The organism is uncultured Bacteroides sp. (genome assembly GCF_902491285.1).
In the GTDB taxonomy this organism is placed as follows: domain Bacteria; phylum Bacteroidota; class Bacteroidia; order Bacteroidales; family Bacteroidaceae; genus Bacteroides.
Map to the genome: position 1 here is coordinate 1 of NZ_CABUHK010000121.1, position 10,839 is coordinate 10,839.

At 46.0% G+C, this 10,839-nt stretch carries 10 protein-coding genes and 1 pseudogene; 2 read left to right on the forward strand and 9 right to left on the reverse strand.

Going from position 1 to position 10,839, the window contains the following annotated elements:
* Together map and RDN93_RS20440 are read left to right on the forward strand one after the other, a co-directional pair.
* The coding region (map, locus tag RDN93_RS20435; protein WP_308747202.1) for a type I methionyl aminopeptidase at nucleotides 1–848 on the forward strand (848 nt) is incomplete at its 5' end.
* Entirely contained in the window at nucleotides 848–2,086 is a 1,239-nt protein-coding gene (locus RDN93_RS20440; RefSeq protein ID WP_308747203.1) for a DNA recombination protein RmuC, read from the forward strand. The genes map and RDN93_RS20440, both read left to right, overlap by 1 nt.
* A gap of 123 nt (nucleotides 2,087–2,209) precedes the next feature.
* Here the strand turns inward: RDN93_RS20440 and nhaA are convergent, their stop codons facing one another.
* The 9 genes and pseudogenes from nhaA to RDN93_RS20485 form a co-directional block, all read right to left on the reverse strand.
* Nucleotides 2,210–3,529: a Na+/H+ antiporter NhaA gene (gene nhaA / locus RDN93_RS20445; RefSeq protein ID WP_308747204.1), complete on the reverse strand. Its 1,320-nt coding sequence runs from the start codon at nucleotides 3,527–3,529 to the stop codon at nucleotides 2,210–2,212.
* Between the two features lie 45 nt (nucleotides 3,530–3,574).
* Nucleotides 3,575–4,753, reverse strand: a complete 1,179-nt coding sequence (locus RDN93_RS20450) for a sodium:proton antiporter (protein ID WP_308747205.1) — start codon at nucleotides 4,751–4,753, stop codon at nucleotides 3,575–3,577.
* A 140-nt stretch (nucleotides 4,754–4,893) separates the two neighbouring features.
* Complete coding sequence (gene lepA / locus RDN93_RS20455) at nucleotides 4,894–6,675, reverse strand: translation elongation factor 4 (RefSeq protein WP_308747206.1); 1,782 nt, start codon at nucleotides 6,673–6,675, stop codon at nucleotides 4,894–4,896.
* A gap of 129 nt (nucleotides 6,676–6,804) precedes the next feature.
* Nucleotides 6,805–7,005: a winged helix-turn-helix domain-containing protein gene (locus tag RDN93_RS20460; RefSeq protein WP_044654713.1), complete on the reverse strand. Its 201-nt coding sequence runs from the start codon at nucleotides 7,003–7,005 to the stop codon at nucleotides 6,805–6,807.
* 154 nt (nucleotides 7,006–7,159) lie between these two features.
* Nucleotides 7,160–7,618 (reverse strand): C-GCAxxG-C-C family protein, encoded by a 459-nt coding sequence (locus tag RDN93_RS20465; RefSeq protein ID WP_308747207.1) that lies wholly within the window; start codon nucleotides 7,616–7,618, stop codon nucleotides 7,160–7,162.
* A 67-nt stretch (nucleotides 7,619–7,685) separates the two neighbouring features.
* On the reverse strand, nucleotides 7,686–8,939 hold the full coding sequence (locus tag RDN93_RS20470; RefSeq protein WP_308747208.1) for an Nramp family divalent metal transporter: 1,254 nt from the start codon (nucleotides 8,937–8,939) through the stop codon (nucleotides 7,686–7,688).
* Nucleotides 8,940–9,176: 237 nt separating this feature from the next.
* Complete coding sequence (locus RDN93_RS20475) at nucleotides 9,177–9,422, reverse strand: TIGR03905 family TSCPD domain-containing protein (protein WP_308747209.1); 246 nt, start codon at nucleotides 9,420–9,422, stop codon at nucleotides 9,177–9,179.
* Nucleotides 9,423–9,428: 6 nt separating this feature from the next.
* Entirely contained in the window at nucleotides 9,429–10,163 is a 735-nt protein-coding gene (locus tag RDN93_RS20480; RefSeq protein WP_294629437.1) for a YebC/PmpR family DNA-binding transcriptional regulator, read from the reverse strand.
* A gap of 40 nt (nucleotides 10,164–10,203) precedes the next feature.
* Nucleotides 10,204–10,839: pseudogene (locus RDN93_RS20485) on the reverse strand (phenylalanine--tRNA ligase subunit beta); the annotation flags it as partial.

Consider the following 10,839-nt stretch of genomic DNA (forward strand, 5'->3'; position numbering starts at 1 on the left):
ACTTTATCAAGGGATTCCGGTTTACCCCCTCCAATTATCCGGCAGCAGTAGAAGAGAAAATACAGAAATACAGAAAACAAGGATATAAGCTCCCCCCACGTAAAGTACTCCGTACGCCTGAGCAACTGGAAGGGATTCGTGAGAGCGCCAAAATCAATACGGCATTATTGGATTATATCTCGGAAAATATTCATGAAGGAATGTCCACCGAAGAGATTGACGTGATGGTATATGACTTCACAACCGGGCACGGAGCCATCCCTGCCCCACTCAATTATGAAGGATTTCCCAAAAGCGTTTGTACGAGCATCAATGATGTGGTATGTCATGGAATACCCAGCAAGAATGAGATTTTGAAAAGCGGAGATATTATCAATGTAGACGTATCTACGATTTACAACGGATACTTCTCCGATGCATCCCGCATGTTTATGATTGGCGATGTAAGTTCCGAAATGCGTAAACTCGTTCAGGTAACCAAAGAATGTATGGAAATAGGCATTGCCGCTGCACAGCCTTGGAAACAACTGGGCGATGTAGGCGCAGCCATCCAGGAGCATGCCGAAAAGAACGGATTCAGCGTTGTCCGCGACCTTTGCGGGCATGGCGTGGGAATGAAATTCCATGAAGAGCCGGACGTAGAACACTTCGGACGCCGCGGCACAGGCATGATGATTGTACCAGGGATGACCTTCACCATCGAACCGATGATTAATATGGGAACTTACGAAGTATTCATTGACGAAGCTGACGGATGGACCGTCTGCACCGACGACGGACTCCCCTCAGCCCAATGGGAAAACATGATTCTGATTACTGAAACCGGAAACGAAATTCTGACATACTGATGGAACTGATTCTACTTATTGTAATTGCCGTATTAGTGATAGTCCTGCTGGTATTATCACTGACCAAAGGCAACAACCAGACTCAAGCGGAACAATTACAGATAGCTTTGCGCCAGCAGATGCAGGAGAACCGGGAAGAGCTGAACCGCAGCATCCGGGAACTTCGCATGGAAATGACGCAAACACTCAATCAGAATATGCAGCAACTCCAAGATGTCCTGCATAAGAACATGATGACCAGCGGAGAGTTGCAACGGCAGAAATTCGATTCGATGGCACGCCAGCAGGAAATCCTGATTAAATCGACCGAGAAACGTCTGGACGACATGCGCCTGATGGTAGAGGAAAAGTTGCAAAAGACACTCAACGAACGAATCGGCCAGTCATTCGAGATAGTCCGTTCGCAGCTTGAAAATGTGCAAAAGGGACTGGGAGAAATGAAGTCCCTGGCACAGGACGTCGGCGGACTGAAAAAAGTATTGAGCAACGTAAAAATGCGGGGAACATTCGGTGAAGTACAACTCGGAGCATTATTAGAGCAAATGATGAGTCCCGAACAGTATGACGCTAACGTCAAGACGAAAAAGAGCGGAACCGAATTCGTCGAATTTGCCATCAAACTTCCGGGTAAAGATGACGCAAACAGCACCGTCTATCTTCCGATTGACGCTAAATTCCCGAAAGACATATACGAGCAATATTACGATGCTTTCGAAGCAGGAGATGCCGCGTTGATGGAATCATCCGGCAAGCAGTTGGAAAGCACGATTAAAAAGATGGCCAAGGATATTCACGATAAATATGTGGATCCCCCTTTCACTACCGATTTCGCCATCATGTTCTTACCTTTCGAAAGCATTTATGCCGAAGTAATCCGAAGGACAAGTCTTGTAGAGACGCTTCAGAAAGAATATAAGATCGTAGTGACCGGACCGACGACACTAGGAGCTATCTTGAACAGCCTTCAAATGGGATTCCGCACACTAGCCATCCAAAAGCGTACCGGCGAAGTTTGGACTGTATTAGGAGCCGTCAAAACGGAATTCGGCAAGTTTGGCGGATTGCTTGAGAAAGTACAGAAGAACCTGCAAAGTGCCGGTGACCAACTGGAAGAAGTAATGGGAAAACGGACACGCGCCATCGAACGGAAACTGCGACAAGTAGAGCAGTTACCACATGAAGAAAGTCAGAAGATTCTGCCGATTGACGGAATAGATGATGAACTTACAGATGAATAGAATAATCAAAAATAACTCTGCATATTATTACAAGAGTTTCATATTTTAAACTAATAATCCCGCCATTCAAGCTTTATCCCCTTGACAGGAATAAAGATAGAATGGCGGGATTATTATATTTTATCAACGCCCCTGCCCCTTTGCAAGCACCACCCGGAGCACAATATACCCCAATAATCCGGAAAGTATGGAACCCGACAACACTCCAAACTTAGCCTGATTCAACAAGACCGGATAATCAGTTCCGAAAGAAAGGTTGGCAATGAAAAGCGATACGGTAAAACCGATGCCGCCCAACAAGGCAATGCCGGTAAGATTCATCCAGTTCATCCCCAACGGCCTGGGAGTCAGTCCTGTTCTGATAGCCAGCCAGGTGAACGAATAAATACCGATGAATTTCCCCAGCAATAATCCGGCCGCCACCGCAATGCCCACATTGCCGGCCAACTCGCCGCCCCCGCTAAACACAACACCCGCATTGACAAAAGCAAAAAGCGGAAGAATCAGGTAATTGACCGCCCCATGCAGATTGTCCTCCAATGACTGCAACGGGCTGATCACACGGTCGGAAGCCGACTCCACCTCTTTCAGTTTGGCAATCTGCTCATTGGTCAGCACGATACTTCCCGACTCCATCGTCGGAAAACCGGCTATCGTATGGCGGATATGCTCAATATACTTCCCCACGTCCAAACGAGGTTTCGCAGGAATCACAAAAGCCAGGATAACCCCTGAGATTGTACTATGAATACCCGATTGCAGGAATAAATACCAGATAACCACCCCAATCACCAAAAAGAATATCTTATTTGTCGCTCCCCACTTCCCTATAAAGTAAAGCAAAACATAAAGCAACGCAGCCACCAGAAGATAACCATAAGAAACATGCGAACTATAAAAAATGGCAATCACCAGGATACCGCCAATATCATCGACTACCGCAAAAGCCGTCAAAAAGATTTTCAGGCTCAGCGGAACACGATTCCCCAATAAACTCAACACACCCAATGAGAAAGCAATATCCGTTGCCATCGGGATGGCAAGCCCTTGTCCGCCGACACTGCCCGGCGGGCAAATCAGCATATATATCATTACAGGAACCAGCATACCACCGCAAGCAGCAATAAAAGGCAATGCAGCCTTACGGAAAGAAGAAAGTTCGCCGACCAGCAGTTCCCTTTTAATTTCCAACCCCACCAGCAAAAAGAAAATCGTCATCAAGCCATCATTGATAAACTCAATCATCCGCAAATTCTCCCCGCCATGCGACAGTAAATTAAAGTCGCCAATCCGCAAATGGAGTTCATGCGACAAAAATTCCTGATACACCGGAGCCACTGGAGAGTTCGCAATGACGGCTGCCGAAATAGCAGCCAGAAACAAAAGAATACTCGCCGTGATATTCATGGACGAGAAGTTTCGCATAGTCCGTAAAATAGTCATAACGAAATGTTTTTATGGTATTAAAATCGCAATATACGGATTTTTCTAATCAGTATAACTCCTTAAAGCAAGGTTTTTCACCCAAAGCACAAAAATTCCTGTCAAGATAAGGTTCAGGACTAAAGTCAGTACGGAAATGACCAATGCCGGGCCGCCCAGATTGTAGCCCAACGCAATGAAAATAATCCCGGCTCCTACCTCTCCACGGGTAAACATACCGACAGAAAGCGCCAGCCGCTCACTCAGTTTCCGGTCACGATAGAAGAACATCGGACAAAGTTTTCCTATATTCGACAACAAAGAAACAATCACCACGTGAAGCATAATCATCCCCCATGACATCATCTCCTGCGAACCCGTCACCGAATGTGTGCCCGCATGAGTTTCCGCAAAGTTCACCCCGATAAAATGAGGCATGCTCATACCCACCAGAAACATGAACAGGAAAGAAATCCCGGTAGATACCTTCCGCTCCACAGCAGTGTCGTGCTCCTTATGCTTCATTATCATTCCGAGAACAAACGCCGGCAACAGCACCTCAATATGAATACTCCCCTCTTCGCCATACAACTCTTTACTGCCCAAATAAAGAATCTGGGTAGCCAGAAATATAATAACCGAATAAAAAAGGATAGCCTTCCAATCCTGACGCCAATCATATCTGTTCAACCTCTGCCAGCCGGCAGCCAACAACATAAACACAATTACCACCACAATAATCAACTGCCAGCGCAAACCGATCATCATTATTTGCAGAGGAATCATCAGAATTATCGTATCCAAATCGTCAAAAATGGCCAACACCTGGATCTTCTTGTAAATCCAACTGGATTTCAGCCCGATAGCAGCCAGCATCGTAAACAAAATACCTGCGGATGTCGGTGCCGCGAAACGGCTCAACAACAAATTCTCCTTCCACGCTTCCCAACTATTCCAATAATCAGGCGGCAACAATACAAACACATAATAAATGGCAATCATAAACCACGGCAGAGCCGCCGTAGCCATCGCTATGAAATAATCCTCAGCATAGCTTTTCCATCGAACCTTGTCGAGAACAAATTCCCGGCCTACATTAATCATTATAAAACTAAGACACACATAAAGCAGTACATTCGAAACGGACTTGACAGCCCCATAACCTTGCCCTGCCACCACCGGCAGGAATTGTGAAATGATGAGCCCCAACATCAGGAAGCCCGAAAAAGACAGAACTTTTCTCATATTTACAGTTGTTTGTTCTCTAAAAGTGATTGCCAAGGAAAGCTCTGCAGACAGAAGGCAGTCACCCTGGTGTATTAAAAAACTAACCGCAAGTCAATTTGTTCAGAATAATCTCTGAAAAATTGCTTGCGGCAATATTCTTAATCCAGCTTCAGTACAGCGAGGAAGGCCTTTTGAGGCACCTCCACGTTACCGATTTGTTTCATTCGTTTTTTACCTCTTTTCTGTTTTTCAAGCAGCTTGCGCTTACGGCTCACGTCACCGCCGTAACACTTCGCAGTCACATCCTTACGAACCGCCTTAATCGTCTCACGGGAAATAATCTTCGCTCCGATAGCCGCCTGTATGGCTATATCAAACTGCTGGCGGGGAATCAGCTCCTTCAACTTCTCGCACATCCGCCTGCCCATATCATACGCATTATCAATATGCGTCAATGTAGAAAGCGCGTCCACCGGCTCGCCGTTCAGCAGGATATCAAGTTTCACCAGCTTGGAAGTACGGAAACCGTTCGGATGATAGTCAAATGAAGCATACCCCTTGGAGATACTCTTCAGTTTATCATAGAAATCGATGACAATCTCTCCCAAAGGCATATTATAATAAATCTCCACACGATTACCGGAGATATACTCCTGTTTGAGAAGCTCGCCGCGTTTGCCCAGGCAAAGCGTCATGATAGGGCCGATATAATCGGTCGTTGTAATGATGGAAGCCTTGATATACGGCTCTTCGATATGGTCTATCAAGGTCGGGTCGGGCATACCGCCCGGATTGTGCACTTCCTTCATATTGCCCTGCTTGTCATAGATATGATAGGATACGTTCGGCACGGTAGTAATCACGTTCATGTCAAACTCACGATCCAGCCGTTCCTGTACAATCTCCATATGGAGCAATCCCAGGAAACCGCAACGGAAACCGAAGCCCAGCGCCAGCGAAGATTCCGGCTGGAAGGTCAGAGAAGCATCATTCAACTGCAACTTCTCCAAAGACGCACGAAGGTCTTCAAAATCTTCCGCCTCAATCGGATAAACTCCGGCAAACACCATCGGCTTCACTTCCTCAAAACCGGCGATGGCCTTGTCGCACGGACGGGCGATATGCGTAATGGTATCTCCCACTTTCACCTCTTTGGAAGTCTTGATACCCGAAATAATATATCCTACATCTCCCGTACGAAGCTCGTTACGGGGAACCATATCCATCCTCAGCACTCCCACCTCGTCGGCATCATACTCCTTTCCCGTATTGAAGAACTTCACCTTGTCACCCTTGCGGATGATACCGTTCTCAATCTTGAAATAAGCGATGATTCCACGGAAAGAGTTGAACACAGAGTCGAAAATCAACGCCTGCAACGGAGCATCCTCGTCTCCTTCGGGATGCGGGATACGTTCGATAACGGCTGCAAGTATCTCTTCCACGCCCATGCCCGTTTTGCCCGACGCACGGATTATCTCTTCGCGTTTGCAACCCAGCAGTTCCACAATCTCATCTTCCACCTCTTCAGGGTTGGCACTTGCCATATCACATTTATTGATAACCGGGATAATTTCAAGATCGTGCTCAATCGCCATATACAGGTTGGAAATGGTCTGCGCCTGTACGCCCTGCGACGCATCGACAATCAGCAATGCACCCTCGCAAGCGGCAATCGAGCGGGACACCTCATACGAGAAGTCCACATGTCCCGGAGTGTCAATCAGATTAAGGACATACTTCTCACCCTTGTAAGTATATTCCATCTGGATGGCATGGCTCTTGATTGTAATCCCTCTTTCTTTCTCCAGGTCCATATTGTCAAGCATCTGTCCCGAAGTCACCTGTATAGTCTTGGTAAACTCCAGCAGACGGTCTGCCAGAGTCGACTTACCGTGGTCAATATGAGCGATAATGCAAAAATTGCGTATATTCTTCATTCTGAATTCTTATTATTTTATCTTTTTGGTGTGCAAAGATACGTAAATGGCGGAATAAAAAAAAATGCGTTGATAACATTATGACCATGTACCAACGCATTTTTTTTATTGCTTAAGTGAGTTACTCGCTTAGATCAATTTGATGAAGAGTTCACCTTCAACTTCTTCCACAGAGACTTTGTCTTCTCTCAATAACCAACCAAGTCCAAGAAATAGGTCTTTGTCAACCAACTTAGTTGCTTTCTTCAGTTGCTTGGCAGTCATTCCTTCTGTTTCATTCAGTGCATTCCAGATATTACCTGCGATTACACCTGCTTTTTCTTTCAACATTTGCTTTGAAATTTTAGTTAGACATGCTTCAAATCATCCGCTCCCTCAGGACTTTCAGATTTTATTTCGGGAGCAAAGATAGTTATTTTTATGTTATATAACACTTTATTGAATGTTTTTTTATTGATTTTGTAATAAAAAAGCATTTTTCCATTCATTTCGGATGCTTTTCGAGGTATTCACACCAGATTCTTGCCGCTTCCTCCACCATTTTCGCACAAGGACGCTTGCTATAATATTGAGTAGTACGCTCTTCCGGAACGGTGGAAACCGGTTCTTTTTTCTTTAATCCCAACAATTCTCCACAAATCAGCGAGCCGTTGCGTTTTTTAAACTCAGCCGCCAGTTCCTGCACCACCGCATAGTTGGCAGCCTTCCCTTCCCGGTCTGCCGCTTCCGTCGCCCCGGTTTCCAGTCCCGCAACGAGAAACATGCCGCAGGCAGCCCCGCAAGTCTCACGCATCCTGCCTATCCCCCCACCGAAAGAAGCGCTCATGCGCAAAGCCTGTTCCTGTGTGAATCCATACATATCCGCAAAGGCAGCCACCACAGACTGCGAGCAGTTATATCCGCTTTTAAAAAGCTCCACTGCTTTTTGTATTCTATCTTCCATACTATTTTTCCGCTTTTTATTTTCATGCAAAAATACAAAAAAAAGTATTTATTGATTCATGTTCACTTTAGGAAAACAGCAGCATGATGTTCAGCACCGATACGATAATCGCAATCGTATACAGCACAAACGTACTCCAGCGGCTATTCACATAATCCCCCATCACTTTTCGGGAAGAAGTCAGCCCCACCTGCAGAAACACCGTAAAGGGCAACTGGATACTAAGTATCATCTGTGAGATAATCAATCCCTTAAAAGGATCCCCGATAAAGAAAATCAATAATAAGGCAATGCCCAAGGACAAAAGTACCCCCACCTGCGAGTGGCTGTCCCTGATATGATAAGACTCACCGAAAATACCCGCAAAGATAGAGCCTGCCGCCATCCCGCTTGTGATAGTCGACGAAATGCCCGCCATCAGCAGCGCCAACGCGAATACGATTGCGGCATTGCTCCCCAGCAACGGTTCGAGCAGCGATTTGGCCTGTTGCAACTCCTCCACCTGAATACCGCTTTTGAAGAAAGTGGCGGCAGCCAGCAGAATCATCGCACTGTTAATCGCCCAGCCTACAATCATCGAGAACAACGTGTCAAACAACTCATACTTCAATACCTTCTTTATCGACGCGTCGTCTTTCTTGTTATACTCGTGGCTCTGTATCACTTCCGAATGGAGAAACAGATTGTGAGGCATCACCACCGCTCCCAGCACACTCATGATAATCAGCATGCTTCCTTTCGGGAATGACGGAGTCACCCACCCCAGCGTTGCGGCCGGCCAGTCTATCTCTACGAGAAACAGCTCATAGATAAAAGAAAGCCCGATAACGGAAACGAACGCGATGATAGAACGTTCTATCTTCTTATACGAATTGGTGAAAAGCATGATGGAGACAAAAAGCGTTGTCAGTATAGCCCCCCATATGATAGGGATATCCAACAGCATCTCCAGTGCGATGGCGCCACCCAGAATCTCCGCCAACGAAGTGGAGATAGAAGCCAGTACGGCCGTACCAAGTATGGGACGGGACACCCATTTGGGAGTATATTTAGTGGCCGCTTCCGACAGACAGAGTCCGGTCACAATCCCCAGGTGGGCAACGTTGTGTTGAAGTACAATCAACATGACAGTAGACAGGGTGACCACCCAAAGCAGCGAATACCCGAATTCGGAACCGGCGGCGAAATTAGACGCCCAGTTTCCCGGATCAATAAATCCTACCGTCACCAAGAGTCCCGGCCCGATATATCTGAACACATCCAGTCCGCCCAAATAGCGTTTATGGTCTTTGCGTTTTAAGTCTTGAAAAATATTCTTCATTTTTTGCATAATAGTTTCTCCAGTACAAATATACTTATAAATAACGACTGAAGTTCGGTTTTGGTTCAAAATACCGACAAGTAAGTATATGAAAACAGGCACGGATTACACGGACTTCACGGTTCCAAATCAATAAAAACCGTGTCATCCGTGTAATCCGTGCCTGAGCAAAAACCAAAAGGGAGTTTTTTCGCCACTCCCTTCCGATATAACTATAAAAAAGGGAAATCTTACCTGTTAATATCCCATCTCATGTAATGCACGACATAACTGGTCGGGGCAAGACGTCGGTCGGCCGCCACAGCGTACACCTTCCAGCCTGGTAATCACCTCTTCCACTTTCATACCTTTTACCAGGCGTGAAAGCCCTTGCAGATTACCGTTGCATCCGCCCCAAAAGGCCACCTCCTTCACGACACCATCTTCCACATTCAGTTCGATGTTCGTGCTGCAAGTACCTTTTGTTTTATAAACATATTCCATGGCAATTTATTCCTCGCCTTCTGGTTTCATGTTTGTGTAAACAGTCTGCACGTCATCAAATTCTTCCAGACGTTCAATCATCTTGTCCAGCGTCTCGCGTTGTTCGGGAGTCACATCCTTCATATCGTTCGGGATATAAGTAAAGTCTCCGCCGACATCTTCAAAACCACATTCTTCCAGATGCTTCTGAATAGCGGCATAACTCTTCGGGTCACCATAGATAGTGATTGTTCCTTCCTCTTCGTCCTCATCATATTCATCTTCCACGTCATAATCAATCAGGTCAAGAATCAGTTCCTCCATATCCAGTCCGTCTTTCTTCTTGAAAGTGAACATACATTTGTGATCGAAAAGGAATGCCAGCGACCCCATTGTACCCAAGTTACCGCCGAACTTGTTAAATACCGAACGGACGTCGGCCACCGTACGGGTCGTGTTATCAGTCAACGTATCCACAAAGACAGCAATTCCGTGAGGGCCGTATCCTTCGTAAGTCATGCTCTTGTAGTCGCTCTGGTCTTTACCCATAGCGTTCTTGATGGCACGTTCGATATTATCCTTCGGCATATTCTCACGCTTACAAGTAGCGATAACCGAACGCAGGGTCGGGTTATTTTCAGGTTCCGGACCGCCTGCCTTTACAGCGATAGCGATCTGTTTGCCCAGTCTTGTGAATGTCTTAGCCATGTGGCCCCATCTTTTCAGTTTAGCGGCCTTTCTATATTCAAATGCTCTTCCCATTGGTTTATATTTTTATAATAACAATTTTAAGTTTATCTGATTATCTTAGTTTGGCGCCCAGTTTGTCTTCCAGATTCTTCACCAGTTTCGACATGATTTTGTCAATCATCTTGTCGTTCAATGTCTGGTTCTCATCCTGAAGCAGGAAGCTCACTGCATAGGATTTCTTGCCGGCTTCCAGATTCTTGCCTTCGTACACGTCAAAGAGTTCCACTTCTTTCAGCAGCTTCTTCTCCGTATCGAATGCAATCTTCTCGATTTCGGCAAACTGCACATTCTTGTCAAGCAACAAAGCCAGGTCGCGTTTCACAGCCGGGAACTTGGAGATTTCCTTGTAGCTGATCTTCACCGAACGGACAGCCTTCATAAGCTCCTTCCAGTTCAAGTCGGCGAAATAGACCTCATTGTCAATATCGAATGCTTTCAGCAACTTCTTAGTCACCACACCGAAAGATGCCAGGCGTTTGCCGCCCTTGGTATTTACAGAAAGCGCGGCTGCAAAAACATCATCGGTCAGGTTACCTACAACCAGGTTATGCAGATCCAGTCCCAAACGTTTCAATACATTTTCGACATAAGCCTTCAATTCATAAACAGAGCTGTTCTCATCCGCATGTGCCCATGAGTTGGAAACCTTCTTACCGGTTACCCACAAGCCCAAGTGATAATCTTCCGA